28 protein-coding genes are annotated in these 26,130 nt (G+C 62.9%); 14 read left to right on the top strand and 14 right to left on the bottom strand.

The genetic code is table 11. The features are described 5' to 3' along the window. Nucleotides 1-176: 176 nt before the first annotated feature. Genes RCH22_RS10865 through RCH22_RS10845 form a run of 6 tightly spaced genes read right to left on the bottom strand, consistent with a single transcriptional unit; the run spans nt 177 to nt 4,918 of the window. Complete coding sequence (locus RCH22_RS10865; protein WP_327013988.1) at nt 177-935, bottom strand: phosphatase PAP2 family protein; 759 nt, start codon at nt 933-935, stop codon at nt 177-179. A 48-nt stretch (nt 936-983) separates the two neighbouring features. Further along, complete coding sequence (locus tag RCH22_RS10860) at nt 984-1,394, bottom strand: DUF3566 domain-containing protein (RefSeq protein WP_327013987.1); 411 nt, start codon at nt 1,392-1,394, stop codon at nt 984-986. Further along, a complete protein-coding gene (gene ftsW, locus RCH22_RS10855) occupies nt 1,391-2,743 on the bottom strand; it encodes a putative lipid II flippase FtsW (RefSeq protein ID WP_327013986.1) in 1,353 nt (450 codons plus the stop codon). The genes RCH22_RS10860 and ftsW overlap by 4 nt, the downstream gene beginning before the upstream one ends. A 47-nt stretch (nt 2,744-2,790) precedes the next feature. After that, entirely contained in the window at nt 2,791-4,038 is a 1,248-nt protein-coding gene (locus tag RCH22_RS10850) for an FAD-dependent oxidoreductase (protein WP_327013985.1), read from the bottom strand. Beyond that, the gene (locus RCH22_RS21190; protein WP_369125299.1) at nt 4,035-4,280 is read right to left on the bottom strand and encodes a ferredoxin; all 246 of its coding nucleotides are present in this window, start codon (nt 4,278-4,280) and stop codon (nt 4,035-4,037) included. Before RCH22_RS21190 ends, RCH22_RS10850 begins: the two co-directional genes overlap by 4 nt. After that, nucleotides 4,277-4,918: a ferric reductase-like transmembrane domain-containing protein gene (locus RCH22_RS10845; protein WP_327013984.1), complete on the bottom strand. Its 642-nt coding sequence runs from the start codon at nt 4,916-4,918 to the stop codon at nt 4,277-4,279. The genes RCH22_RS21190 and RCH22_RS10845 overlap by 4 nt, the downstream gene beginning before the upstream one ends. Nucleotides 4,919-5,046: 128 nt before the next feature. Here RCH22_RS10845 and RCH22_RS10840 point away from each other — a divergent pair, with 128 nt between their 5' ends. The 3 genes from RCH22_RS10840 (at nt 5,047) to RCH22_RS10830 (ending at nt 9,047) form a co-directional block, all read left to right on the top strand. Beyond that, on the top strand, nt 5,047-5,418 hold the full coding sequence (locus tag RCH22_RS10840) for a BlaI/MecI/CopY family transcriptional regulator (RefSeq protein WP_327013983.1): 372 nt from the start codon (nt 5,047-5,049) through the stop codon (nt 5,416-5,418). 17 nt (nt 5,419-5,435) lie between these two features. Next, nucleotides 5,436-6,305 carry a M56 family metallopeptidase gene (locus RCH22_RS10835; RefSeq protein ID WP_327013982.1) on the top strand — a complete coding sequence of 290 codons (870 nt, stop codon included), beginning with the start codon at nt 5,436-5,438 and terminating at the stop codon, nt 6,303-6,305. A 306-nt stretch (nt 6,306-6,611) separates the two neighbouring features. Next, a complete protein-coding gene (locus RCH22_RS10830) occupies nt 6,612-9,047 on the top strand; it encodes a cation-transporting P-type ATPase (RefSeq protein ID WP_327013981.1) in 2,436 nt (811 codons plus the stop codon). Nucleotides 9,048-9,224: 177 nt separating this feature from the next. Here the strand turns inward: RCH22_RS10830 and RCH22_RS10825 are convergent, their stop codons facing one another. The 3 genes from RCH22_RS10825 to RCH22_RS10815 all read right to left on the bottom strand — a co-directional run bounded on the left by RCH22_RS10825 (nt 9,225) and on the right by RCH22_RS10815 (nt 10,857). Then, on the bottom strand, nt 9,225-9,551 hold the full coding sequence (locus tag RCH22_RS10825) for a hypothetical protein (RefSeq protein ID WP_327013980.1): 327 nt from the start codon (nt 9,549-9,551) through the stop codon (nt 9,225-9,227). A 430-nt stretch (nt 9,552-9,981) separates the two neighbouring features. Next, nucleotides 9,982-10,152, bottom strand: coding sequence for a CsbD family protein (locus RCH22_RS10820; protein WP_134559319.1), 171 nt, complete (start codon nt 10,150-10,152; stop codon nt 9,982-9,984). Between the two features lie 417 nt (nt 10,153-10,569). Next, nucleotides 10,570-10,857 carry a hypothetical protein gene (locus tag RCH22_RS10815; RefSeq protein WP_327013979.1) on the bottom strand — a complete coding sequence of 96 codons (288 nt, stop codon included), beginning with the start codon at nt 10,855-10,857 and terminating at the stop codon, nt 10,570-10,572. A gap of 72 nt (nt 10,858-10,929) precedes the next feature. On the opposite strand from RCH22_RS10815, the gene RCH22_RS10810 reads away from it, so the two are divergent. Together RCH22_RS10810 and RCH22_RS10805 are read left to right on the top strand one after the other, a co-directional pair. Beyond that, complete coding sequence (locus RCH22_RS10810) at nt 10,930-11,199, top strand: hypothetical protein (protein ID WP_327013978.1); 270 nt, start codon at nt 10,930-10,932, stop codon at nt 11,197-11,199. Nucleotides 11,200-11,304: 105 nt separating this feature from the next. Beyond that, a complete protein-coding gene (locus RCH22_RS10805) occupies nt 11,305-12,546 on the top strand; it encodes an EAL domain-containing protein (RefSeq protein WP_327013977.1) in 1,242 nt (413 codons plus the stop codon). 107 nt (nt 12,547-12,653) lie between these two features. Here the strand turns inward: RCH22_RS10805 and RCH22_RS21185 are convergent, their stop codons facing one another. After that, complete coding sequence (locus RCH22_RS21185) at nt 12,654-13,103, bottom strand: ester cyclase (protein WP_369125305.1); 450 nt, start codon at nt 13,101-13,103, stop codon at nt 12,654-12,656. Nucleotides 13,104-13,204: 101 nt separating this feature from the next. Between RCH22_RS21185 and RCH22_RS10800 the strand changes: the two genes are divergently transcribed. After that, complete coding sequence (locus tag RCH22_RS10800) at nt 13,205-13,453, top strand: hypothetical protein (RefSeq protein WP_327013976.1); 249 nt, start codon at nt 13,205-13,207, stop codon at nt 13,451-13,453. Nucleotides 13,454-13,706: 253 nt separating this feature from the next. Beyond that, nucleotides 13,707-14,039: an SdpI family protein gene (locus tag RCH22_RS10795; protein WP_327013975.1), complete on the top strand. Its 333-nt coding sequence runs from the start codon at nt 13,707-13,709 to the stop codon at nt 14,037-14,039. Nucleotides 14,040-14,196: 157 nt separating this feature from the next. Here the strand turns inward: RCH22_RS10795 and RCH22_RS10790 are convergent, their stop codons facing one another. Beyond that, nucleotides 14,197-15,738: a hypothetical protein gene (locus RCH22_RS10790; RefSeq protein WP_327013974.1), complete on the bottom strand. Its 1,542-nt coding sequence runs from the start codon at nt 15,736-15,738 to the stop codon at nt 14,197-14,199. Then, nucleotides 15,735-16,367: an ABC transporter ATP-binding protein gene (locus RCH22_RS10785; RefSeq protein WP_327013973.1), complete on the bottom strand. Its 633-nt coding sequence runs from the start codon at nt 16,365-16,367 to the stop codon at nt 15,735-15,737. The genes RCH22_RS10790 and RCH22_RS10785 overlap by 4 nt, the downstream gene beginning before the upstream one ends. 506 nt (nt 16,368-16,873) lie before the next feature. Here RCH22_RS10785 and katG point away from each other — a divergent pair. Next, on the top strand, nt 16,874-19,186 hold the full coding sequence (gene katG / locus RCH22_RS10780) for a catalase/peroxidase HPI (RefSeq protein ID WP_327013972.1): 2,313 nt from the start codon (nt 16,874-16,876) through the stop codon (nt 19,184-19,186). A 561-nt stretch (nt 19,187-19,747) separates the two neighbouring features. On the opposite strand, the gene RCH22_RS10775 is transcribed toward katG, so the two are convergent. Both RCH22_RS10775 and RCH22_RS10770 read right to left on the bottom strand, forming a co-directional pair. Beyond that, the gene (locus RCH22_RS10775) at nt 19,748-20,203 is read right to left on the bottom strand and encodes a toll/interleukin-1 receptor domain-containing protein (RefSeq protein WP_322140465.1); all 456 of its coding nucleotides are present in this window, start codon (nt 20,201-20,203) and stop codon (nt 19,748-19,750) included. Between the two features lie 435 nt (nt 20,204-20,638). Then, nucleotides 20,639-20,929 carry an antibiotic biosynthesis monooxygenase gene (locus RCH22_RS10770; protein WP_134450133.1) on the bottom strand — a complete coding sequence of 97 codons (291 nt, stop codon included), beginning with the start codon at nt 20,927-20,929 and terminating at the stop codon, nt 20,639-20,641. 170 nt (nt 20,930-21,099) lie between these two features. Between RCH22_RS10770 and RCH22_RS10765 the strand changes: the two genes are divergently transcribed. The 6 genes from RCH22_RS10765 (at nt 21,100) to RCH22_RS10740 (ending at nt 26,114) form a co-directional block, all read left to right on the top strand. Continuing rightward, nucleotides 21,100-21,597: a GNAT family protein gene (locus RCH22_RS10765; RefSeq protein WP_322135551.1), complete on the top strand. Its 498-nt coding sequence runs from the start codon at nt 21,100-21,102 to the stop codon at nt 21,595-21,597. 256 nt (nt 21,598-21,853) lie between these two features. Further along, nucleotides 21,854-23,263, top strand: coding sequence for a CoA transferase (locus RCH22_RS10760; RefSeq protein ID WP_327013971.1), 1,410 nt, complete (start codon nt 21,854-21,856; stop codon nt 23,261-23,263). An 87-nt stretch (nt 23,264-23,350) separates the two neighbouring features. Then, the gene (locus RCH22_RS10755) at nt 23,351-23,938 is read left to right on the top strand and encodes an aminoglycoside phosphotransferase family protein (protein ID WP_327013970.1); all 588 of its coding nucleotides are present in this window, start codon (nt 23,351-23,353) and stop codon (nt 23,936-23,938) included. Then, nucleotides 23,874-24,113, top strand: a complete 240-nt coding sequence (locus tag RCH22_RS10750; protein ID WP_327015587.1) for a hypothetical protein — start codon at nt 23,874-23,876, stop codon at nt 24,111-24,113. The genes RCH22_RS10755 and RCH22_RS10750 overlap by 65 nt, the downstream gene beginning before the upstream one ends. Continuing rightward, nucleotides 24,110-24,706, top strand: coding sequence for a GNAT family N-acetyltransferase (locus RCH22_RS10745; protein WP_327013969.1), 597 nt, complete (start codon nt 24,110-24,112; stop codon nt 24,704-24,706). The genes RCH22_RS10750 and RCH22_RS10745 overlap by 4 nt, the downstream gene beginning before the upstream one ends. A 292-nt stretch (nt 24,707-24,998) precedes the next feature. Beyond that, a complete protein-coding gene (locus RCH22_RS10740; protein ID WP_327013968.1) occupies nt 24,999-26,114 on the top strand; it encodes a hypothetical protein in 1,116 nt (371 codons plus the stop codon). Nucleotides 26,115-26,130: the final 16 nt, after the last annotated feature.

Below are 26,130 nucleotides of genomic sequence, written 5' to 3'. Positions count from 1 at the left end.
GGATCTTGACTTGGGAGGGTTCGCCGCGCGCACAACGGGCCAGCAGGCCGGGATCGCTGTGCTCCGCGCCCAGCTCACCAACTGGGAAGTCATCTGGGCAGATTAGGCCACCCATGGGATACAAGACGCTGACCCCGCTCTGGACCGGCGTGTTGTGCCGTCCTGCAGAGTGTGCCTCACTGCTTTGGTTTGGCCGGAGGTTTTGGTAGTGGGCCAAACCGATCAAGGAAGGGAATCCGGGCCACTACAGATAGGGCGACCCTGTTCCACAGGATTGTGACGAGGGAGGTTGTGGTTGCGGCCACGAGTACGGATCCGATGATGTCGCTGGGGTAGTGCGCTCCGATATATAGACGGGATAGGCCAACGACCATGACGAAGAAGACGCCGCCGGTGAGGGTCAGTCTTGACCATCGGGTTTGGCGGGCGAGGAAGTAGCAGGCGATCGCGAACGCTACCGCGAAGGTGGTGTGTCCGGAGGGGAAGCTGCCGGTGCCGTCGTTGGGGATGAGGGAGTGTTGCAGCAGTGCTTGGGTGGGGCGGGGTTGGGCGACGACAATTTTGAATGCTTCGCTGGAGAGCCATCCGATGCCCGCGACGGAGACGACGGCAATTGCGTTGACGGGTGATCGTTTGACCAACAGTAGGAAGAGGAAGGTGATGGTCAAGATGATGAGGATCCCGGGCGGGCTTAGGAGCGTCTGAATGGTGAGTGCGATTGTGTCCAGGGCTGGAATGTGATGTTGGCTTATGAGTTGATCGGTTTTGAACTCTGCGTTTTGGAGTTGGGGGGTCCATTTCACGGTGAAGCCGAGGGCGAGGGCGAGGGTGACGAGGGCGAGGATCGCGGGTCGTTGGATGGTGTGCCGTGGTTGCGGTAGCTGGGCCAGGCGTGTTCGAGCGGCGAGATTGTCGACAGCGTGGGGAGTGGTCATGAGCGGTTGTGGCCTGTTCTGTTGTTTCGGGGTTGGGGGAGTCGTCTGTCAGCTATTGATGAAGCCGATGACGAGACCGCCGGTTGGTTTTGCGCTGAGGTTGTAGAGAACCGCCACGATCGCTCCTAGTGCCGATCCGGCAATGGCGCCCACGACGCTGAGAGCGATCGAAAAGATCAGCACCGGCCCGAGGTCGAGAGAGGTTTTCAGACTGCTCCCCGTTGTTGACCCGCTGAATGTGCCGGCAAGGAGCGTATCGAGCTGATCGAACGCACCTGCCTGGTTGAGAACAAGCCAGAGGATGAGGGTGCCGAGTGTGCTCACAACGCCCAGGGTTAACGCGAGGAGAAGAGAAACTTTTGCGGCGGACCACACGTTCATGTGGACGAATTTGAGGCGGACTTGTTTTCCCGCGGGTGCGTCGGATGATTTTCGGGCTAGTTTTTCAGCCAAACTCATAGCGTTTTGCTCCTTTCAGGGCGCCGCTTCGTGAGGGACGGGGATGGCGCCTGGCTATTGGGGCGCGCACCTCCCCTGTCAGTGGGGATTGTCCTTGGGCGTGCCTTTTCCTCGGGCTGCGAGTCGGGGTGCCGTCGTTTGGATTCGCGCTCGAAGGACAGGACGATGCCGATGGCGGCGAGTGAGCTGACGAGGGCTGTGCCACCGGATGAGAAAAAGGGCAGCGGTACCCCAAGGACGGGCAGCAAACCTAGGACGACTGCAATATTGACGACTGCCTCACCGATTATCCATGCCATGATCGCGGCGGTTGCGATTTGGGCGAACCGGTCGGTGCTGGTGCCGATAATCCTCAGGAACACCAAAGCGAGGACGGCGAAGAGAACAAGTACGAGAACTGTGCCGATGAGGCCCAGCTCGTTACCGATGATGGCAAAGATGAAGTCCGTGTCCGCTGCGGGAAGCCAGCCCCATTTTGATCGGGAGTTTCCGAGGCCCACACCGAAAATGCCGCCGGAAGCGAGTGCGTAGTAACCATTCTGAATCTGCCAGCCGACATCGGTTGGGTCAGCGGCCCCGGGGTTCAGGAACGCCAATATGCGGATCAGTCTGCTGGGCCGGGATATTGCCAGCAGTACGGCCAGGACGGACGCTGTCCCGAGAGTGAGTGCTAGTTGTTTGAGGGGTGTGCCCGCGAAGAACAGTGCGCCCAGGAGCATCCCGCCCATGATGATTGTCGTGCCGAGGTCACCCCCGATTGTGACGAGGCCGATTGCTGGGCCTGCCACGAGGACGACGGGGAGGAGCGAGTATTTCCAGTCCGTGATTCTCGTGGACCGCTTCACCAAAAACATGCTGATCCAGATGGCCAAGGCGACTTTTAGTGCTTCGGATGGCTGCAAGGAAAAGCTTCCGATGCGTAGCCAGTTTCGGTTTCCACCTACTTGCGTGCCGAGGGGGGTGGCGACGACGAGTAGCTGGAGCAGACACGCTGCGATGAGGAGCAGCCGCGCATTTTTTCTCCAGAAGGCGCTGGGGATTCGCGCGATGATCAGCATGAGTGGGATACCGACCATCGCGCTGGCACCCTGTTTCCAGAACACGGCGAAGAAGCTGTCGCCGGCGGTATGTGAATCCACGGATGAGGCGGAAAGGACCATCATCAGCCCGAACCCGACCATGAAAAGAGTCGTCCCCAGCAACAGGTAGTAATTGGAGGACTCAGCGTGGAGCAGCCGACGGAGCGTGATCCGTGTCGTTATGCGTCGGGATCCGGGCGCGAGGGAAAAGCGCGGGCTCTCCGTCCGCCGTTCTACTGCATCGGGACCGCGTTCGGACGTTCTGCGCACGGTTTCTCCTTCACTTCGGATGCGTTTGCTTCGACTACTTCGAGGTTCTAGTCCTGGAGGGCGGTGACTTGGCGCGGGTGGAGGGAGAGGTCGCTGGCGGGGTGTCCAATACTTTCGTGCCAGCGCAGCAAGCTGCGCGGCATGTTGACAGCAACAATCCCAACGAGAATTGGTCCAGTGTCGCCAGGCCCGGTGAATCCGGCGATGAACCGTCGGTCCTGGAAAGATCCGTCCAGAAGGGTCATCGAGGTTCCGAGGGCTGGTTGGCCGGAAGCTTGGATTCGTGCCCCGTGCTGGTGGGACCAAAACCGTGGCGTCGGGCAGAACGGGCTCGCCGCGGGCCCGGCAAGAAGGGAGTCTGCTGCGGCCTGTCCCATTTCGACGGCGTTAATCCAGTGTTCTACCCGCCGGGGGATGCCATCGAAGCGTTGGTTGGGCCAGCGGGCGACGTCTCCTGCTGCCACGATGCCCTCCACCCTAGCCCCGTCCCGGGCGAGGGCATGTCCGGTCGCGTCGCAGAGGACTCCGTCCGTGATGTCGAGTTCTGAGTCCTGTAACCATTCCGTATTGGGGTCAGTTCCAACACCGATTACGACAAGATCGGCGTCGACTTTTTCGTTGTCGTCGAGCGTGAGTCGTGCGCCGCGACGGGTTTCGGTCCAGCCGCTCACGCCGACTCCGAGGTGAAGGCGCACGCCCGCTGCTCGGTGCATTTCGCCGATGGCTGCTCCGATGGGGGCGCCCAGGGATCGGTGCAGCACCGTTGGGCTTCGATCGATGAGGGTCACGGCGATTCCGCGTTCGCGGGCGGTCGAGGCGATTTCGCAGCCTAAGAAGCCGCCACCGACGACGGCGATGCGGCGGGCCTTCGTCATCGCACGGTCGATCGCCCGTGCGTCCTCGAGGGTCCGAAGTGTCCACACATGGGGAGCATCCGTTGGCGCTCCGGGCAGGTGCCTGGCCCGTACTCCGGTGGCGATGATCAGACCGTCAAAGCCGATATCGGCGGCTTTTTCCGTTCGAAGTACGCGGCGAGCAATGTCCAAGCCGGTTACTTTGTTGCCCAATTTCCACTGCACGTTCAGGGGCGTGTAGCTGCGCAGCGGAAGTTCTCGCGTGCTGACCTGGCCCGTGAGGAGGCCTTTGGAGAGAGGGGTCCGATTGTAGGGTCCGTGGGTTTCCTCCCCAATGATCACAATGTCGCCGGCAAATCCTCTTTCCCGGAGGCGTTCCGCTGCGGACAGGGCGGCAAGGCCGGCCCCCACGACGACGATTCGTTCCGCACGCGCACTCACGAGACAGACCCCGACAGGGTGATCGCTTGCATAGGGCACAGCCGCGCGGCTTGTCGAGTTGCCGCGGCCTCCCGGGCCGCTGGGTGCGCGGAGTACCGAAGCCGCCCGTCGACTCCTAGTGCGAATACCTCGGGCGCTTCTTGCTCGCAAATCCCGTAGAGATGACACTGGCGGTTGTCAACACTGACGTCGACGGGCGTGGTTTCCTGTCGAGTATCTGAGAGTTCCGGAGAGGTACTCACTTTTCACCCGGCGCGATCCGCAGGCCAACCGCTGTGGTTGCGGGCAGGATGCGGAGAATGTAGACCAGAAGGCATGCTGCCGCGGCGCCGATAACACCAACCCCGAGAAGGCGCAGCGACTGAACTTCTGGGGACGCCGTGAAGGTGTGAATCAGGGAGAGTGCAAAGGCGCCGTAGGCGAAGTAGTGAACAATGTGCCAGCGGTGGTAGCCGAGGCGTCGTTGGACCACGATCGACAACGCGACGGCGAGCCCCAAATCCAAACCGATGATGCCAAGTCCCACGCTGGGCGACCCGCCGGCCACGAAGGGCACAATCGCATTGATGAGACCAAAGTTCTGGCCGGTCTGGAAGATGTACGACACCCCGTGGAGGGTGCCGAACGTCAACGCAGTGACCGCCAGAACAATATGGGCCGAAGACATCCCGCTTCGGCTGACGAGACGCCTGGCCCACCCGGTGGTGGTCAAAATCCCGAAGACAATTGCCAATGCCATCAAACCGTAGGACAAATAGCCGGCGAGAGTGGCGATATGCCGGATGCCCTGGTCGAAGGGAGTGTAGGCGACGCTCGCGTGGGCGAGCAACGCCGGTATCGACGTCACCGATTGTGTTCCTGGGAAGAGCGCAAGGGGCACGTTTTCTCCTGTGATGAGGGTTGGGTAGACTAAGTAACGGCAAGTCTTACAAGTCGTAAGACTGAAATCTTACATGACGTAGGACTTCCACGGCGGTCTACCGCGGTACGGGACGGGAGAGAATCATCGTGAATGTGCGGCGGGAGCGGGGCGCCCTCGAAGCTCAAGTGCTGAGCACGCTGTGGCTGAGCACCACACCACTCTCTGGCGCCGAGGTTCATGCTCAGCTCGGCGCCCCGGACCTGTCGTACAAAACGGTGTTGACGGTGTTGACGCGTTTGACGGCGAAAGGGCGCGTCGCACGGGAAAAGGCCGGCCGCGCTTTCACCTACCGGCCCGTACCGGACGGATCCGATGTCGCTGCCCAACGGATGGCCAGCCTGTTGGCGCGAGGCGCGGACCGGTCCGCAGTTCTTCAAGGCTTCCTGGACGCCATCGCGCCCGCTGATGAGGCTCTACTCCGGGAGTTATTGGTCGACTCTCGCCCGGATGGCACTTGATGATTTACAGTCTCTACTTGCCTCTGGTCGTCGCCTGTCTCCTTGCGATGGCCGGTCCGGTTGTCTCTCGACGCCTGACTCCCTCAGCGGCGACGCGATTGCTCTCGGCCCTTGCCCTCTTGAGCGCAGTCGCTAGTGTCGGGACACTGACCTTGCTGGCGGTCGGCGGCAGCGTAAAGCTGTTGCCCCTCTTGGGAATCGGTGCCGACCGGGAGCAACTCGTCGGCGGACGAGATGGCGTCCCGTGGCCGATCGGCGCCGCCGCACTGGCCATTCTGGTGTTCCTAGCAGTTCGGACCGTATTCGCCGTCGTCCACGAATGGCAGACCATCCGGGAATTGCGGGATGTAGTCAACGAGTCCGAGGACGGGCTGATGGTCCTCGTCGATAGCCGCCCCTACGCTTTTGCGGTTCCCATTGGCGCTGGCACCGTGATCGTGTCGACCGCAATGTTAGATACCTTGACGGGCCCTGAACGCCAGGCGCTCCTCGCGCACGAACAAGCGCACCTGACCAATCATCACCACATCTACCGGGTGATCGCGGTCATCGCTGTCGCTATCAACCCTCTTCTTGGCACGATTCGTCGCGAAATTCGGCTACAAACCGAACGCTGGGCCGATGAACGCGCAGCGGAACAGTCCAGCCGGCCGGTCACGGCGCGTTCCCTCGCCCGAGCCGCCCTAGCCGCGACCAGGACACCCCCTACCGTGATGGCCTACACCTCCGACCATGTTCGGGAACGCCTCGCAGCCCTGGCCGTTGAACCCCCGACAAGCCGCTGGGCGACGGTCATACCCGTGGCCATCGCCGTCATCATTGGCGGTGCAGCACTCCTGGACGCACTCAAAGCGTGCGTAACGGTCTTAGAAGTGTTCTACCCGTAACTAAACATGGACAAGCCCGCGTCCACGTCGTCTGTGACCATGCGGGTCCTTGCGCCTGGTCCTGGCGGTCTTGGTGATCGGAAAACGCGGTCCGCTCACCGGGGATGAGCTGTGACAGATTGGTGCGGTGTCACTGCCGCTCCGACTGCGATATTGGGCATATCGGAACGATCTAGCATGGAAATGCATGGTCAAGGAAGCTTCGGTCGGTGGCCGTGATGAACGAAATGACCGTACTCCTGAATCTGGACTCACCCGGTGTCCTCGAAACGCGAGTAGCGCTGTACCGATAAGAAAGAAATTCCAGTGAAAATATCCGTCCACCCCGGCCTCACTGTTGCTGAAGCCACCGCCCGTCTCGCTCGTTCGGGGCCGAATCGGCTGTTCACGCCCGCCCCGGTGCGCTTTTGGGCAATCGCTGCGGAGGAAATCAGGGAGCCGATGATTCTGCTGTTGCTGGGCGTGGGCGTGCTCTACAGCGTGTGGGGTGGGCTCGGGGACGCCATCACTATCTTCGTCGTGATTCTGCTGTTGGTGACGGCGGAAGTTGCCAATGAATTTCGTGCCAAACGTGCCATCGGCGCCCTCGGACGCCTCTCCGAGCCCCAGACGCGGGTACGCCGCGCAGGCCAAGTCATCACGACAGACACCGAAACGGTCGTGCCGGGCGACCTACTGATCCTGGCACCCGGCGTACGAGTCGCAGCCGATGCAACGCTTACCGACACCATCAACTTCAGCGTGGACGAGTCGACCCTCACCGGCGAATCATTGCCCGCGGAGAAGTCCGTCGGTGATGTCGTCTACGCCGGCACTGTGGTCCTGGCGGGCGAAGGCGAGGGCGAAGCCACCGCTACTGGCAGCGCCACCCGGCTGGGCCAGCTCGCTGCCCAGCTTGGCACCGTAAAGCCACCTAAGACGCCGCTACAACTGGCGATGAAATCCCTAGCGAAAAAGCTGGTCTGGGTCGCGGTGTCCTTCTCCGTTGTTATTCCGCTGATCGGAATCGCGCGCGGCGGCGACCTGCGGCAGATGATCCTCACCGGGCTCTCGCTCGCGTTCGCGACTATTCCTGAGGAACTGCCCATCATCATCACCATGGTCCTGGGGCTCGGCGCCTACCGGCTGTCGCGACAGAAGTTCCTCGTCAAGCGGCTGCGCGCGGCCGAGACTCTGGGCGACGCCACGGTCATCCTCACGGACAAGACCGGTACCTTGACCGAGAGCCGCATGCACGTGGCGACCGTGTGGCCCCAAGAACAGGAACACACAGTTCTTGAAGCCGCATTGGGCACAGTCTCCCCAGATGTTCCGGACCCGTTAGAACAAGCCGTACTCGAGCGCGCTCACAGTCTTGGCATGGCGAAGCCGGTCGGCGAGATCCTGCAGTTGCGCCACCCAGGCGCCGGCCGACGCAGCAAAGCGGTGCTGTGGCAACACCAGGACGGGTCGTTGCGCCTTCACCTGACCGGAGCGCCGGAGGAGATCTTCGATCGCTGCCGTGAAGTGCCGGGGACGCTTCGCGAACAACTTGCCGAAGAAACAGCCCAAGGACGGCGGGTCATTGCCGCGGCCACGCGCACGATCGACGCCCATTCAACAGATGTGCCGCTGGACGAGCTGGAACACGACCTCGACATCGCCGGCCTCGTGGCCCTGGCTGACCCGCCGAGGCCCGGAGTGCACGCCACTCTCGCGCAGGTGGCACGCGCGGGTATCCGCACCGTGATGGTCACCGGCGATCACCCGGCCACCGCCGCAGCTATTGCCCGGGACGTTGGCATCGCAGCCGATCGAGTACTCACCGGCGAGGAACTGGATCAATTCGACGATACGAAGCTCGCCCAGGTCGTGCAGGACGTTTCCGTCTTCGCACGCGCCACCCCCCAGCACAAATACCGTTTGGTGCAGGCCTTACAGAAAAATGGCGAGGTAGTGGCGGTAACGGGAGACGGCGTCAACGACGCACTGGCGCTCAAGGCCGCCGACGTCGGAATCGCTATGGGCATCAAGGGCACCGACGTGGCCAAGGAAGCGGCGCAAGCTATATTGGCCGATGACAACTACGCAACACTGGCGCGCGGCGTGTTCGAGGGGCGACACTTTTTCGACAACCTGCGCAAGGGAGTCAATTATTACCTCGCGGTCAAGGTCGGTTTGATCGCGATTTTCCTGTTGCCGGTACTGGTCGGACTCCCCCTACCATTCTCGCCAATCCAGATCATCGTGCTGGAATTGTTCATGGACCTCGCGGCCTCCGCTGGTTTCGTCGCTGAACCCGCAGAAGCCGACATTGCCCGGCGCCAACCGCGCCGTGCCCGCGGTCCACTCATCGACGGTGCCGCCTTGCGAACCATCTTGTTCAAGGGCGGACTGCTGTTCGCTGCAGTCATGGCCGCTTACGCGTGGGCCAACTGGAGAGGGCTGTCCACCGCGCAAGTGCAGGCATGCGCATTTGCCGCCTGGATGATTGGTCACGTCGCGTTAGCCTTCATCTCGCGCAGCGACCGCGACTGGATACTGCACCACGGCCTGCTCACCAACCGCATCATGAACCTCTGGGCGATTACAGCAGTCGCCTTCCTTCTTCTCGCCATTTATCTCCCGCCGCTGCGCGACGCATTGCACTTCGCATGGGTGGCCCCCACCGACCTGATCGTGTCCATGGCACTAGCGCTGGTCTTAATCGCACCGGCGGAACTCAGAAAAGGATTCAACCCCAACCGGCCCACGACAAACTGATCCTCGCGCGTCTTCAGCCCCCAGGAGGACACGCGTGCCCGACTGACGGCAAACCGACCCGCGCCTCGGACGCGCGTTCACTACCGGACGTTCGACCTCCGCATCATCCTCAACCACTCCCGCGTTACGGCCGCCGATGCCCTTGAGAGGTGAATCCTGGGCGCGCCGTTACTAGGCTTAGTTGGGAACGTCCGGTTCGGCCGCAGCATCGTGCATGTCTTCGACGTACTGGTACGCGATCGGTTCTTCGGTCATATGCCCCAGCTTGAATACCCGGCGGACAATGGTGCCTTCCTCGTCCACCTCGAGGGTGACTGTCTGTTGGTAGCCGCCGTCGACGAAGGCCAGTTCTCGTTCCGTGCCGGACGCGATCGGGTTGGCACCATAGAAGATGGCGCGGTAGGTGGACTTCTCGTTCATTGTCTTCCCGTCTGCATCGGTCCGGTCTTGCCGTTTGGGTTGCCCCGCCACGGTCGTCGGCTCGTTGCAGACAGACCAGGACACACCGACATTTTTGCACAGGTACCGCAAGGAAACGCCGAATGGGCCGAACCTGCGTAGAGCGAACCGTGAAGCGCCACCGTTCCGCTATCGCGCGACCGCTTTCGCGCGACCGCTGTCGCGGGGATGAGCGTGATGATGAGGCCGAGGACTGTGACGATCCTGATTTCAGTTGGAACAACCCACCAAGCGCTACTCGCCAACTGTGTGCAAGTTCGCGTTCCTGCGGTATCAGCCCGTCTATAGGGTGCGCTGCCGCGACCCGAAAAGCGCTGAAGGAGATAAGCGAAAGTGTGCAGAGTCGTGGGCTCCGGCCCGACAGAGAAACAAGGCAAGACCCTGAGTGTTAATGGTTGGCCCGGCTGCAGGCGCTTATCAGCGTCCCGATACGGGCTGTTGCGGGTATCGGGACCGGCCCTGAAGAGCTTCGGTTTTACTTCAGAGCGTCTTTGACGTTCTCACCGGCCTGCTTGAGGCTGCCCTTAGCGTGATCGGCTTTGCCCTCTGCTTCGAGCTTGGGATTGTCGGTTGCCTTCCCAACAGCTTCCTTGCCTGTGCCCACGACTTTCTCGGTCGCGTTCTTGATTTTGTCCGTACCACTCATGATCGGTCCCTTCCAGTTCAATCAAGCGTTTTCGTCATAGTAAACCCATCCCACGAACGAGGCACGGGTGAGCGCGGGCAGGTTTCCCTCCGCACCCTGAATCAACGACTCGGACTTTCACGTCACTTCGTACGCATCCGGGTCGGCCGGCAGGTATCGATCGTGTTATTTGGACCAGCACTGGGCCAGTTCCTAGTCCTCGTCGGCGGCGCGACAAGCCGCACCTGTTCGGCCCGCCCGATCAAGCCATGGTCTCCAGGTCGGGACTGCACATACGCAAAGCCAAGAAGCATTTTCTGTATTAGGGGTGCCGGATTCGCGCAGTCGGAATGCCGCGCAGAAGCCGGGCACCGGTGAATCATGGGCTTCGACCAAAGATCGGTGGCGAGTGCAGTCCGGGACGCCAGTAACATCCAACTAGATGAGTGTTCTGTTTGTTTTCTCCGACAGGCTGCGGTCAATGATGGTGGATGGCGAGTTCACGAAAGACGATATCGCTCCCTCCAGACTCGGGAAGACAGTGCGCTCAACCGGGTCAAGGAATTCCATGACCTCATAGCGGCCGTGGTTCTTGTTGATGAAGCCAACCAGGCAGAGAGCATTGTTTCTGGCGATGCGGCGGTCGATGACTCTCCACTGGCAACCAGACAAAGCGCGGACCTCGATGTCCTCAGAGGTGCGGGTCTGCAAACGGCCGGCGATCATGATGCTTCCTCTCCTCAATCTGCCCGCGACGATACTGCGCCCGTCTGATCGTTTTCTGGACAGACGATTCGGGTGCCCGTCTACAACGGCCAGAGCTCGAGGGGTCCGAGCTACTTCGTAACGAAATACGTCGATCCGGACTTGGGGCGGTCCGGCTTCTGCCTCGTGCTCTCCAACCCATCGGCGGGGACAGCCTCAAGCTGCGGGTCAGACGGCAACGCAACCCAGATACGGGTCAGCAGCGCCGGGACAGGCAACGCCAGAATTGTGGTCGCCAACGACGTCGTGCTTGACGGGTGGACGAAGCTCGGCGATTTCCGGATCGTCAACGCCGAAAGGTGATCCCTTGGCTGTTCAGACACGGCCTTGAAACGTGTGTTGCCGACATCCCGCCGGCCCATCGCTAGACTGCAGTAGATCGCGCCCCGGCGCGGATTGGGGGACGCTGTGGGGACGACAGTGAAGGCGCGCGAGTCCGACGCCCTGTTCAGTAAGATTCTCGCTGACAGGCTGATCAACACCCGTTTCCAATCCATTGTCGAACTCGAGTCCGGCACCGTCGTGGCCTACGAGGCACTCAGCCGAGGCCCGGTCGACACCGAGTTCCACAATCCGACTGCGCTCTTCGAGCGCGCTCACGAGCTTGACCGCGTCACCGATCTCGACCTGTCCTGTTGGCTGTCGAGCGTCCGCACCGCCACCGAGCAGGGCTTCACCACTGCGCACACGCTTTTCGTAAATGTGGAGCCGGGATCGTTGCGCCGATCCGACCTTGCCGACACGCCTCATCCGCCGGCCGCCGCCGTACTCGAGGTCACGGAACGTGCCCTCATGAACGATCCTTCCGGGCTTCTCTACGCCATCGACCGGGCACGGGCGTTGGGCTATCGCATAGCCATAGACGATCTCGGCGCCGATCCGGCCTCGCTCGCCCTGCTGCCCCTGCTGGCACCCGACCTGATAAAACTCGACATGGCTCTCATCCGCGAGCGTCCCGGCCAGGACGCTGCCCGGGTGATGAGCGCCGTCGCCGCGCACGCTGAACGAACCGGTGCCGTCGTGCTCGCCGAGGGCGTCGAGACCGAGAAGCACCGGGTCACCGCTCGCGCGCTCGGGGCCACCTACGGGCAGGGCTGGCTCTTCGGCCGCCCAGTGGCCGAAGTCCCCAACGCGGCCGCCCTCACCGGGATCACTTTTCCCGCCGACCCCGCGGTCACGGTGTCGCCGAGCGGCACCCCGTATGAGGTTGTGGCGCCGATGCGCACCCCGCGCCTGTCGAACCGGGCACTGCTGGTGGAGATGAGCATCTTCCTGGAATCCCGCGCACTGGCCAGCGGTAACTCGGCCGTGGTGCTCTCGACATTCCAACACCAGCGCAACCTCACGCCCGACACCAGACGACGCTACCGCGCACTCGCTGAGACGGCAGGCCTGGTGGCGGTATACATGGCCGGGGACGCTGAGATCGAGCGAGACAGCCGCATCCGCGTGGCCCAAATCGGCCCGACCGACCCCCTGCTCGACGAGTGGGACATCGTGGTGCTCACAGCGGATTTCGCCGCAGTCCTGGCGGCGCGCGAGGTCAACCCCAGCAACCACGCCGAGGGCTCGTACGAGTTCGTACTCACCCACGACCGCGACCTGGCCACCGCCGCTGCACTCACCTTGATCAACCGCCTCCCCACCTGACCCCCGTTGTCCCAAAGACGCAGGGAAGCCCCAGGCCCACAAACGAGGACACAAACCCAGCAGCCGACCCGAGACGCGCGCCACGCCCTGTCACATCGCCGAGCATTTCAGCCTGGCGCTAGTTCGAACGTGGCACCCAGGTCTGTGAGCGCTCCAAAGAGGTCGGGCACGCCCCACCATTCAGTGGCCAGGCCGTCCTCGAACCGTAGTACATGCATGGCGCTGAATCTCACGGGCTTGCCGGTCGCCGGCAGGCCCAGGAAGGGCCCCACGTGGGTCCCGCGCCACGTGATCCGGCCCGAGATTTTGTCTCCCTCTACCACGGTGTCCTCGACCGCTCCGGTGAGACCCGCGAGGCTGGCGTCATCCCCCGCATCAAGAGGGTTATGCCGGCAAGGCCCGGCGGTTGGCCCGGGAGGGCACTGTGGTCCACAATGCCCGGACTGAGGATTTCGGCCAGTGCCACCGGATCGTTCGCTCCGACTGCGGCAATGAGGCGTTCGTACGCCTGACGCATTTCGTCTGCTTCGCGCATGGCTCCTCCTTGGACCGCACACCAGCTGACCCGGGCCGAAGGCCAGAGTGGCCGCTGCATCAAGCGTGGCCGCCAAGGAGCCTACGGACAAGGGGCCACGAACGAACTCATCAATGAAATACGGTGTTTGCCCGCACCGCAATCGCTGCGAGCTCCGGGATCCCCTACACCGACTGGTTCGCCTCGGCTGGGAACACCTGGCATGCTGCGGGGCTGCCGCTCGCGGCCGGCGCCGTTTACCTGATCGCATTCGTGCTTTGGGCGCGCTGGGACGGGCTCTTCCGGGACCGTCCACGATTGTCGATGCCCGCGTTCCTCTGGCTACCGTCCCTCACCGAGAAGGTTGAGATGCGCGCGGGAACGCTGCGTTGAGGGTTCGGCTTGCGGCCATGTGCACCTCTGACGGCGCGACCTCTCGGAGGCCCGGGCCGGGGCCCGGACGCCAGTGTCGCGCTCGAGCGGCATCGTGACGCGAGACTTGCTGGGCCGACTTAAGCGGTCCTTTCGCGGGCCTGTCGAAAACGGACTGGGACTCGTCGCCGTCAAGCAGCCGGTATTCGCGTGCGAAGTCGATTCCCAGCTACGCGACACCGGCTGATGTTGTGCGGTGTCGATACCCTGAGGCATGACTTACGAAACGAATTTCGCCGCCTACATCATTGCTGCCGCAATGTTCCTCGTCGTCATTGTGACGCAGCTTGCCGCGTCGGGAAAGATTCGCCGCAATGGTTTCGTTGGGCTCAGGATTCCGCCCACGATGGCCAGTGATGCTGCGTGGGTAGCAGGCCATAGGGCCGCTCGGGTGCCGTCATGGATTGGCTTCGTTCTGGTCGCGATCGCTGCAGGGACAGCCCAGTTCATACCGGAGGCCACGACTGCTCCCATCGTGTTCTTGTTTCTATTCCTCGGGTGGTCCGTCGTGGCCGCCTGGCGAGGGGCGGGAGCCGCAACGAGCTGAATCTAGCTTTGGGCAGCCTGCCAGATCAAGCTACCGGGCGGGGTTCGCCCGTGCGCAAGGGGTTCCGGCTACGGGCACGGATGGCGCTCGGGCCCAGTCGTTTGGCTTCTGTGCATCCGGGAGAATCGTGGGTCGGCGGCTGGTCCTCGACAGCTGGTCAATTGCCGAGGGCTCGAATGCGTCGTCCGGCGAGGGCGGCCACGATTCCGATGCCTGCAGTGAGCCATATGGCCGCTTCTGGTCCGGCGGTTGAGGCAAGCACGCTCAGTCCTCCCGCCGTGGTGAGCACGATGATGAGGGCGTCGGCTTGCCACGCGATCACGTTCAAAATGGACACGTCGCCAGCTGGCGTGACGACGGGAAGGAGCAGACCGATGGGCATCGGTCCTTTGGCACAGTCCAGAATCCGCACCAGAGCGATGAAGACCGACACCAGCATCCACCACGGCAGGACACCGATTGGTGCCCCGCCCGGCACGGCAGCAATGGCACCTATGGATCCGAGAAGGAGGCAGGCGAGACCGGGGAGCAGCGCATGGGAGCCGATCATGGTCAGGGCGCTCCGTCCATACAGCGACGACGGGCCGACGTTCTCGTTAGCGTTTCGCAGCCCGTCGCACCACACGCCGGCGGCGAGGTAGGCGAGGAGTACCCCGGCCAGGGCCATGACCCAGTCGATTCCGTCAGTGGCTGAAGCAGTTTGGGCGTTCAACCACCCTGCTCCGACGAGAGCCAGAGAGCCGAGTGTAGTCCGCACTGGGAACCGCCGTGCGGATCCGATGTCGCGCTGCAGAATCACGATCGGCAGTGGCCCGGTGAAGGAGATCCGGCAGTGCCTCCCTCGTGTCGGTGGGGTGCGGAGGGCGCCTGACGCTCCGGCAATATCGCCGGTCTGCACCAGAGTGCCGATTGACTGCCAGCGGCGGGCTTGCGCCATGATTTCAGGGCTGCGGAGGTTATTCAGCAGTGCAGGAGCGGCCAGAAAGACCAATGGTGACAGGGCGAGGGCGATGACTGGCCACCACGGGACTGGCGCAGCCGGACCGAGGGATTCCCACAACAGGGCAAGCCATCCCCAGGGGGTCGCGAGCAGGACGATGTCGACGCCGGTTTCCACTGCAACCGCACTGCCCAGGATGACAATGGCCAATGGGATCGTAATGCGGCGGGGACAGCTCTGCCCGACAAGCCACAGCACGGCCAGCACGCCCGAGTACGCGATCGAGCCCAACACCATGAGCGCGGCCGGAATGGCCGCTGTCGGCCCGCCAAGGAGCCGCGCCCCGATAACAATTCCAGATACCGTGACCGCAGCCAAGGCCAGCACGGTGACGCTGATCAAGAACGGACGGCGCAAGGTATCGCTGCGGGCGAGGTAACTACCCGCGAGGAATTCAGTGAGGAACGGACTCGGTACGACCGGACCTCGGGTTCGCCCGATCAGGACCGCGCAGGCTGCCAGTACTGCAGCGATTGCGCCCACACCCCGGGAGCTATCCGGGGCGACGATCGTGGCAAGGATTTCCGGACTCGCCAAGCCGAGGACTAGTGATCGCACGACTGGCACCGCGACGATTGCGACGATGAGTACAGCGACGTAGACCGTGTAGACGGCGTCGCTCGCCGTTGGCAGGCCGGCTCTGGAGGCGGCAACGGATCGAGACTGCGCCAGGATCTGACGGTCAGTGGAGGTGCTCACGACTCTGCGAGAGACACGGACCGGTCCGCGATGGCCTCGATCATGTCTGTGCTGTGGCTCGCGATCACGACCGTGGCCCCACGATCGATCTCGGTGCGAACAACCGATGCCACCAATGCTCGTCGTGTCGCGTCCAGGCGCTGCTCCGGTTCGTCGAGGATCAACACGTCGAAAGGACGCACGAGAGCCGTGGCCAAGGACAACAACTGCGTCTGTCCCGACGAGAGCTCGTTCACAAACCGGTTCCGGAGGTCACTGATCCCGAGAGCCGCCATGGTGGTGTCAGCCGCATCAGTGGCAGCGGATCCGAGTCGTCCCCACGTTGTCGCGATGAAACGCAAATGCTCGTGAGCGGTCAGCTCCCGGGCAAAGGCCGGCAGGCCGATACGGGCAGAGATGGTTCGCCGCATAGTGCGATGGCGTTCATCGACCGGCTCACCGTCAATGAAGGCCCGACCTCCAGTCGGACGAAGCTGGCCACTGAGGATTCGAAGAAGGGTCGTCTTACCGGAACCGTTCCGCCCCTGCACAGCCAAGGCTTCACCGCAACTCACAATGAGGGATACGGGTGCCAACAGCACCTCTGAATCGATCGAAGCGGAGACATCGCGGGCTTCGAGAGAGGACACAAGCCCCATCCTCTCGCACTTCCAATCTCGATGACCGACCCGCCTCAGGCTGGGCGGGCACGAATCGTCATTCTGTCTCGTAAGGGGTTCCCCACTAGGAGCCTCTGGCGGGGGTGCTCCCAGGTCACCGCGAGCGGAACACGATTCGCGGAAATCAAGCTCTCGACAGCCCCCATCCTCCGGCGTCGGTTTCAGCGGGCTTCGTACCGCCCGCACCGCAGCAATCGGCGCAGGGCTTTATTTGGTTTGGCCGTCGTGCGCTCGGCCACCGCACCACCGCCGTCTAGAAGTCAGTCACTTTCTTCGCATGCCACGCACACCTTGCGGGAATACGATCTCTCTATCGGGCTTCCCGTCACGTCGGCAGCCCGCGACGCACCGCCTCACAGCAGCGTCGAAGCATCGCTGCACCACAGATCGACGCTGCTGCGATGCGGCGGCTGATCGTTAAATTGTGACCCCGACGACACCGTTTCTCATCCAGCTAAAGCACACAGGGAGCATCAATGGGCACTGACGACCAGACGAACACATGCAGTTTCCACATGAGCGGTGCGCTGCCAGCAGGTGGCGACCACCTCGGTGGCACCTTCGGTCAGTCGCCGACCCTGGACAGTTGGTATCCGCAGCGTCTCCGGGTTGAGCTTCTCCACCGGAATGGCGTAGACGCCGACCCGCTCGGCGCGGACTTCGACTACGCGGCGGCTTTCGCCACGATCGACCTCACGACGCTCAAGTCGGACATCAAGCGACTGCTCACCACATCGGTCGACTGGTGGCCGGCGGACTACGGCAACTACGGTCCACAGATGATCCGAATGGCGTGGCATGCCGCCGGCACGTACCGAATTGCCGACGGCCGTGGCGGAGCGGGCACCGCGATGCAGCGGTTCGCACCAATCGGAAGCTGGTGGGACAACGGCAACACCGACAAATCACGACGACTCCTACAGCCGATCAAGCACCAGTACGGCAACGCTCTGTCGTGGGCCGACCTGATGGTCTTGACCGGCAACTGCTCCCTCGAGTTGATGGGCCTGCCGACGTACGGCTTCGGTGGTGGACGACTCGATGCGTGGGAACCGGACGACGGCACCTGGTGGGGCCCGGAGGTCTGGAACCCGCACGCGGTCGCGAGCCCTGACGAGATGGTGAGCCGCGACGAACGCTGGCATGGTCAGAACGGCGACGCGGACTACGACCTGCAGAGCCCCCTGGCCGCGTCGCACCAGGCGCTCATTTACGTCAACCCTGAGGGGCCCTATTCGAACGGCGACCCGCTGGGCTCAGCACGCGACATTCGCATCACGTTCACGCGGATGGCGATGAACGACGAGGAAACGGTGGCATTGATCGCCGGTGGCCACGCGTTCGGTAAGAGCCACGGCCAGGTACCCGCATCCGACATCGGACCGTCACCCGAGAAAGCCCCGATCGAGTCGATGGGGCTCGGTTGGCACAACCCGGTGGGTACCGGCAGTGCCGAGCACACTTCGACCAACGGCATCGAGGGCAGCTGGACTCCGAACCCGACACAGTGGGACAACACCTACCTCGAGAACCTGTTCGCGTACGACTACGAGCAGACGAAAAGCCCGGCCGGCGCGCTGCAGTGGACACCGACTGACCCGGAGGCGCCGAAGACTCCGGACGCCCACGTACCCGGTCAGATGAACCCGCTCATGATGATGACCTCGGACATCGCACTCAAGGTCGACCCGGAGTATCGGGCCATATGCGAGCGTTTCCTGGCCGACTTTGATCTGTTCACCCTCGCGTTCTCGAAGGCCTGGTACAAGCTCACGCACCGCGACATGGGGCCGAAGCACCGGTACCTCGGCCCGGAGGTCACCATCGCCGACGACCTGCTCTGGCAGGACCCGCTCCCGGACGCAGCAGGATCCTCACTCGACGAGGCCGACGTGGCAGCGCTCAAGGAAGCCGCCCTCGCGACCGGGCTGTCCGTGTCCGACCTCGTCTACACGGCGTTCTCCGCCGCCTCGACCTACCGCGACAGCGACAAGCGCGGAGGGGCGAACGGTGCCCGCCTGGCATTGTCGCCGCAGAAAGACTGGGCGGTCAACCGACGCACCGTCCCAGTCATCGACGCGCTGCGGAACGTGCAGGCGGCTTTCACGGCGACGTCGGGCGGACGGAAGGTGTCTCTCGCCGACCTCATCGTCCTCGCCGGCAGCGCCGCCGTGGAGCAGGCGGCACGGGCGGCAGGATCTGACGCCAGCGTGCCGTTTACGCCAGGCCGTGTCGACACGACGCAGGAGTTGACCGACATCGAGATGTTCGAGTGGCTGCGACCCATTGCGGACGGGTTCCGCAACTTCGTGTCCGAGCGCTTCGAAGAGTTTGCTCCGGGCGTCGCGCCCGAGGCGGTATTCCTCGACAAGGCGAACCTGTTCACTCTCACTGCACCGGAGTGGACCGTCCTGCACGCCGGGCTCCGCGTGCTCGGCAGCAACTGGGACGGGTCCGACGTGGGTGTGCTCACGGATCACGTCGGAGCCCTGACGACCGACTTCCTCGTGAATCTGACCGACACCGACCTCATCTGGACGAAGGACGACGAGACCGCGATGACCTTCACTGGTCGGGTTCAGGCGACCGGCGAGGCTCGCTGGAGGGCCTCCCGGAATGACCTGGTATTCGGCTCGAACGCGCAACTGCGGTCGATCGCCGACGCCTACGCGGGCAGCGACGGGCAAGAACGGTTCGTCCGCGAATTCATCCGCGTCTGGTCGAAGGTCATGATGCTCGACCGCTACGACGTCAATGGCCACAAGCGTTACGGGGCAATGGCCGCCTGACCCCGGAGGTCGCGTCCCGGCGACCTGACGGCGTGGAGGCACGGCGCGGTCACGCGCTGAGCCTCCCAGCCGTCAATGCCTTGACCGAACGACGCTTGGGGCCGCGAGCCGAACGTTGCACGGATTGATCAGGCTGGGGACGGCCAAGGAATTTCCGCGGGCACCACGTGGTCGACCACACTCGCACCTGGACTGCCTGCGAGGGTGGACGGGCCGCTATGCCCTGGAAGCCGTTGCCCCCACTCGTAGAGACGCCGGCCGGATTTGCTTTGGCCTCGGGTCGCGAGAGGGTGCCGCTGATGTTCTCTGTGGCGGCTCGTAAGCCTGAGCCTTCCGGGGTCACGTCCCGCTGAGGAATGCGCGTGACCGGTAGAGGTTCCCATGTGACACAAGTGTGCCCGACCAGGCGACCGCATTGCTGGGGCAAGTATTTGTCTCGATAGGGATCCCGCTTACGGGCACGACGCTGATGTCGTTAACCGGCCGGGAAGCATTGGCGCTGGTTCATCGGGTTGTTGCTGGTTGGGCCATCGAGGCGTCGTAGAGGCTTGCCACTCAGCGCTATTTGGCGGCCGACTTTATGCTGAGTTCGTCGGCCTCTTCCTCCGTAACGATTCCGACGAGCTCGGCAATCTTGACGACGATGTCTTCCATGGGCTCTTCGGCCGTACTGAATCCACCACGCGACGCGAGTGTCGGGGTGACCTGGTCGAGCTCCTCGAACGTCACCCCGTGCATGACCGGCACTAAGAGGCTCCGGCGCAGCAGAGCGCTGAGCTCGTTGCTCGCAATGCTGCGGTCGGTACGCAGCTTGTCGAGCATTGCGGGCGTCACCAGCACAATCCCCATGCGCGAACTGACCAGTCCACGGTCGATGGCTACTCGCATGTCCGTGCCAGGTCGCAGGCTTACCTCACTGAACCACACCGACACGTCTTTTCCGAGGAGCAACTCGTAGACGTCATTCGCGGCCGCCTGACGGTCGGGCCAGGCGTGACAGAGGAACACGTCATTCACCTGAGTCCGTAAGACAGTCGCCGCGCGGACAGACTCCAGGTCGCGCACCTGCTGTTGCGTGTACGAGGCAGTCGACCCGCTGGGCTGCCAAGCCGGACGGGCGACACCACGTCCCCCGCCCCCGCTACTGCCCGACAAGCTCCCACTCCTACGCACAGGCGCGGCCGGTGTGGCGTCGGACGAGTGCGACCGAGGCGGCGAGTATGAAGAACGCCCATAGCCGGACGAGCATGCAGGGCAATTCGCGCGACCGCTTGCTGTGCGGTGGCCTTCTCTTGGAGCTGTGCATTGAGCCATGTGCTGATGATACGGAAGACCTAAGACACCGAGTGGAGCAATGGCCCGTCGGTGCCCGTAAGCCGATCGGCATACGCACCTCGAACCACATTGCCAGTCACGGGATTCAGTCAAAAAGGATCCCAGATAGGGTTCGATCTACGGGACGGTCTGGAAATGCTCGACCAAGGGGAACGGTTCGTAGAAATGGTGCAGTAGGGCGCGCCATTCTTGGTACTGCGCGGATTGCCTGAAGCCGATCGTGTGGTCGTCGAGTCGCTCCCACTCAACGAGCAATAGGTATGTGCTCGGAGACTCGATCGAACGCGACAGCGTCAGGCTACGGCACCCGGGCATTGACGAGATGATGGCCCGCGCATCGGCAAAGGCGAGCTCGAATTCAATTTCACGACCGGGAATCACGGGTAAGAGGGCATGTTCTGTTATCACCTAAGCAGTGTCCCATTCAGCGTTCCCATGTGACACAAGTGCGCCCGACCAGGCGACCGCATTGCTGGGGCAGGAATTTGTCTCGATAGGGGTCCGGCATACGGGCTCGGATCCATCCGCGGCGTATATGGGACCCTTTCCTTATGCCTGCTACTACTCGACTCATTTCCGTGACGGATGTGGAGCGCCTTGCCGGCCTTCAGCTCACCGGCCGGCTCTTCTTCGCTCCGTGGGACCCAGTCCGCGCGGACCCCTTCTTTACCGTCGCAGGCCAACAGGCGGAGGTCGAAAAGGCGCTCGCTTGGCACAGCCGTGGCGAGGCCTTACCGCACGTGATTCTCGACGAGGATTCGCAGGTTGTTGGTCGGATCACGTTTAGTGGGATCACCTACGGGGCCTTCCAATCGTGCAACATGGGTTACTGGGTCGCCCAAGAGAGCAACGGACATGGCTATGCCACCGACGCAGTTCGAGCAATGACTGCGCTTGCATTCGAAGAGTTGGGGCTGCACAGGGTTCAGGCTGAGACGCTGATCCCCAACGTGCGCTCACAACGGGTGCTTGAACGTGCCGGTTTCGCGCGCTACGGATCGGCTCCTCAATACCTGAAAATAGCGGGCCGGTGGCAAGACCATCTCATGTATCAGCTGCTTGCCGATTCCCAATAGGCGGTCAACTTCACCAACGTGATCCCACCTCATCCGCAACCAGTCGCGGACCGGGGCGATTGCAGCTTTCACGTCTCGCAGCCCGTTTCGTCGAGGGTTCCTCGACTTGCCTATCGCCGCCTTTCCCCCCCCCGTTTTGATTCCGTCCCATGATTGCTCGGCCTCATGACCTCACCGTGGGGATAAAGTGGGGGCCACCGATGATCGCCTGACTTCACGCCCATGTGTGAACGGTCGAGGGCGTGGGAGGCACCTGATGGGCACCTTCCTCAGCACGTTTCTCTCCGATTCCGCGGAACTTCCGGAACTCACCAATCGCGTTCATTCAGCTGGGCCGGTGCCGCTATCGTCGCCGCTGCCTGTCGCGGATCTTGCCGCAGACAGCATCGCGGCGACCATGCTCATGGCCTCGTTGCTGCACCTTGTCCGCACGGGAGTGCGCGACCCGAGGGCGAGCGAAGTTCCGCAGGTGAGCATTGTGCCGCAACTCGTCGCCGGCACCTACCGGAGCGACCAACTCTTCCGGTGGAACGGGAGCCCCGCGCCAGCGTGGGCGCCCCTGTCCGGATTCTTCGCCTCGAGCGATGGCTGGGTTCGCACTCACGCCAACTACCCCCACCACGAAGCGGCTTTGCGCACACTTCTGAGATTGGACGATTCCGTCACAGCCGAGACTGTCGCTCATGCGATTTCGCGCCGCAGCGCCCTCGATTTGGAGGATGAAGCCGCAGACTCTGGTGCGGTCATAAGCGCGGTTCGCAGCCCGAGCAGTTGGAGAGGACATCCTCAAGCCCAAACCCTGGAAGCGGATCCCTTCATCAGCCTGGTGCAGCAGGCAGGAGGCTCGGGCCGCCATAGCCTGGGGTTGGCCGACAGCTACGCGCCACTGCAGGGCGTCCGGGTGCTCGACTTGACCCGGGTGATAGCCGGTCCGGTGGCCACTCGCAGCCTCGCGTTCTTCGGCGCAGACGTCCTTCGCCTCGATAGCCCTGGCATGCCGGAGCTCTCCTGGCAATATCTCGATACCGGGCAAGGGAAGCGTTCCGCGCTTCTTGACCTCGGCTACAAACCAGATCGAGACCGCCTCGAACAGCTACTAACGGACGCCGACGTTATTGTCATGGGATACAGGCCGAACAGCCTCGACCTGTTCGGCCTGTCCCCAGCCGAACTCCACAACCGCCATCCAGGGCTCGTTATCGGCCGGGTGAGCGCGTGGGGGCAAAGCGGACCTTGGGCCGAGCGTCGAGGATTCGACAGTATCGTCCAAGCAGCCAGCGGCATTGCCCAGATCCACGCAGACGGCACGGGCAGGCCAGGTGCTTTGCCAGCCCAAGCTCTGGATCATTCCGCCGGGTACCTACTTGCCGCCGGGATCATGTCATCACTTCGACGGCGCCACCTCGACGGGCACGGGTGGACTGTCGACATTTCACTGGCCCGTGTCGCACAAGAGCTACTCGCCCAGCCTCATTCCCCGCCAACCGAAACCGGCCCAAACGTGATCAGAACCGTGAACGCGGAAACGCCGGAAGGAATCGTCACCTGTGCCGCACCCGCGATCAGCATCAGCGGCGGCTCGAAATGCTACAGGTGGATCGGTCGCCCGTGGGGAGCGGACCAGCCAGAATGGTCCGAGCCACGATCCGCCGACGTCCAGCGATAAGGCCCACCAGGAAGGTGCGCCATCGGCAGGTGCAACATGGCGAAGCCGCCCGCTGCGGGTTCCGCTTACAGCCTTTAGGTTGGAAAGATGGATGAAGAGGTTCTAGCGGGGGGCAACTCAAGTATGGTCGTGCGGGTAGGCGACACCGTTCGCCGCTCCGCCGGTCCTTGGACTCCCGCGGTGCATCAGCTTCTGACCGCACTCCGCGCGGCGGGAGTGATGGAAGTACCTGAGCCCTTTGGCCTGGACGAGCAGGGCCGCGAAGTGCTCGCTTACCTTCCGGGAATCGTTGGCGACTACCCAATGCCCAGCTGGATCTGGTCGCCCACGATCCTGCGCGAGGCTGGGTCATTGCTTCGACGGGTGCATGATGCGAGCGCGCCCCTCGTGCACGCGGCCGCGGAATGGCAGTTGCCTGCGCACGAGCCAGTCGAGGTGGTGTGCCTGAACGACGTCGCACCGTACAACATGGTTTTCCAAGACGGTCACATCACGGGTCTTATCGACGTTGACATGGCCTCACCCGGGCCTCGGATTTGGGATCTCGCTTACCTCGCATATCGGCTCGTCCCGCTCGGCGAGTACGCAGACCATGACGCCCCAGGATGGGATGCTCGCCCCGGCCGGCTCGATGCGCTCATTCGCTCATTCGCTCATTCGCTCATACGGTTATGAGTTCGACCAGACTGCCGTTCTTCGGACGGCAGCGGACCGCATGGAGGATCTCGCCGTGATCACGGATCAACGTGCCGACGACACGGGCCGCAGTGATTTCCTGGAGCATGCCGCACTGTACCGACGTGATCGCGACCGACTTCTCGACATGAGCGCAAGCCTGCAGGCCTCGTGAACGCGGATATCCAGGTAGTCCAAGTCAACGATCCATGCGTGAAGCGTCTAACCGAGGCGGGGTATGTCGTTGTCGGCGAGTCGTGGGGTGCCCGCCTGCGCCTCAGCGATCCACCCAACCTAACGGTCCTGAACGCGGCCGTCGTCGCGGCAACGGACCAAGGATTTCTGATCGAGGAACTCGATGATAGCTGGGCGCCTCAGGTCACGGCCCTTGAAGCCTTGAACCACGTCGACTACCCGTTTACGCCAGCGACATCCGTGCCGCACCGCGACGAGTGCGACGTGCTCGAACTGTGGAAATCTGGGTGCCGCCTATTTGGCGCCATCACTGACGGGCAACTCGTGGCCGTCAGCGTAATTAGCCTGACGGCCACGCGCGCGGAAACCGAATTCACTTCCGTCTACCGCTCTTATCGTCGGAAAGGGCTCGCCGTTGCCGTCAAAGCCGCATCGGTCACGGCGTTGGCCCACGACGGCGTGCGGATCTTCGGCACGGGTGGAGCTCAAGTCAACACCGGCAGCATCCGCATGAACGAACACCTCGGCTATGCCATCGAAGAACGCTGGCTCAGCCTCACGGTGCCGCAGTAGAACAGGAACGCACGCGCCCGGAGGAGGTCCGGCTTGTGGGCACCAGACCCTACGGACCCAGCGTGGCCCGAACGATCACGATTGCCTTCGGTGGTTGCGTCAACGAGAGGCGACATTCGGAAACCTGTGGTCTCCGGGGTGTTGCGTCTATGCTGAGGCCATGCACGTATCGCTGCGATTTCTTCGCCCTCGACCGGTTCCCGGTCGCATGGGCTTAGTCGTACGCGCTTAGGTCCAGCGACAGATCGGTCGGGGGTGGCTCCTCCATCCGATCTCATCAAAGGACCAGAACGTGGCGTCATATCTCTCTGCGGCGGAACTCACCGACGCGCTCAACCTTCGCGACCTCTCCGACCCTGACCAGGGTCACCATGCGATGCAGACGCTGCTCGACGGCGTCGTATCCGCTCTTGCCGGCCGCTGGGGCATCCCGGCCGAAACCATCCGACACAGTCCGCTGGTCGCTGTCGCCGACAACTACGACAAGCTCGGCTTCGACCCGACGGCAGTCACCAGGGACCAGCGATACTCGCGCTATGTGAGTCCAACGGTGATGCTGCGCAGCCACACATCGGCCTCGATTCCCACCCTGCTGCAGTCGGTGTCGACGCAGACCAGCTGCGACCGGCTGCTGGTGTTGCCTGGCCTGGTCTACCGCCGCGATGCAATCGACCGCACCCACGTAGGGGCCCCGCACCAGGTTGATCTGTGGCGGGTGAGTTCTGGCAAGACACTCACTGCCGCAGATCTGCAGACGATGATCGAAACCCTGGTGAAAACGGTGCTGCCCGGCGCGAAGTGGCGCGCCGTTTCGGCGGCGCATCCGTACACGGTCGACGGCTGTCAGGTCGATGTGTCAATCGGGGGTGAGTGGCTGGAGCTGGCGGAGTGCGGATTGATCGCACCGCACATCCTCACCGCGGCCGGTCTGGACCCCGATGCGTGGTCTGGGCTTGCTCTGGGTATGGGGCTGGACCGGGCGTTGATGCTGAGAAAGGGTATCCCTGACATTCGGCTTCTGCGGGCGGCGGATCCACGGATCGCACAGCAAATGCTCACCCTGTCACCCTGGCAGGCCATTTCGGTCATGTCCGTGATCCGCCGCGACATCTCGATCGTCGTCGACGTGGCTGCGGACGTCGAGACCCTGGGTGATCGAGCAAGGGCGGCGTTAGGCGATCGCATCGACGACCTTGAATCGGTGGAAGTTCTGAACGCCACCGCGTACGCGGATCTCCCGCGAGGCGCGCAGGACAGGCTGAGGCTCCGGCCTGACCAAGCAAATGCACTTGTCCGACTCACACTCCGACCAATCTCCAAGACCCTGACGCACGGCGAAGCGAATGACATTCGCGACGACATCTATAGGGCATTGCATGAAGGCCCCGTTCTTGAACTGATTGGATAACCGGTTGACGGGCTCT

The organism is Cryobacterium sp. GrIS_2_6, from assembly GCF_035984545.1.
Classification (GTDB): domain Bacteria; phylum Actinomycetota; class Actinomycetes; order Actinomycetales; family Microbacteriaceae; genus Cryobacterium.
Note: the sequence above shows the minus strand (reverse complement) of the source record. Positions and strands in the feature narration are given on the sequence as shown.